Origin of the sequence: Mesorhizobium sp. M8A.F.Ca.ET.207.01.1.1 (assembly GCF_004794715.1) — a bacterium.
Taxonomy (GTDB): domain Bacteria; phylum Pseudomonadota; class Alphaproteobacteria; order Rhizobiales; family Rhizobiaceae; genus Mesorhizobium.
On record NZ_SRUS01000502.1, the window covers coordinates 1 to 295 of the forward strand.

Genomic DNA, 295 nt, shown 5'->3' on the forward strand with positions numbered 1-295 from the left:
CTGCTGCAGCAGCTGCAGGCCGATGGCCTGGCCCGCCCCGGCCCGCATGGGCTGGGCCTGGACAGCACGGTGCCGGGCGACCGCCTGCGTGCGGCCGGTGGCCAGTCGCAGGCACGGCTGGGCGTACTCGGCAGCCTGCGCATCGGCAGCCTGTGGGAAAGCCTGGCGGTGCCTGAACTGCGTCAGCAGGCGCAGGCACTGGCCACCCAGGTGGTCGCAGGAGCCGCGACGGCGATGCCGTAAAATGGGGGCATGGATGTCTCCCACCTGCTTGATGGCCTGAACCCGGCCCAGC

Annotated in this window: 1 pseudogene; it reads left to right on the forward strand. The window is 72.2% G+C overall.

Going from position 1 to position 295, the window contains the following annotated elements:
- Window positions 1-243 (forward strand): annotated as a pseudogene (locus tag EN850_RS35565) (pyridine nucleotide-disulfide oxidoreductase); the annotation flags it as partial.
- Window positions 244-295: the final 52 nt, after the last annotated feature.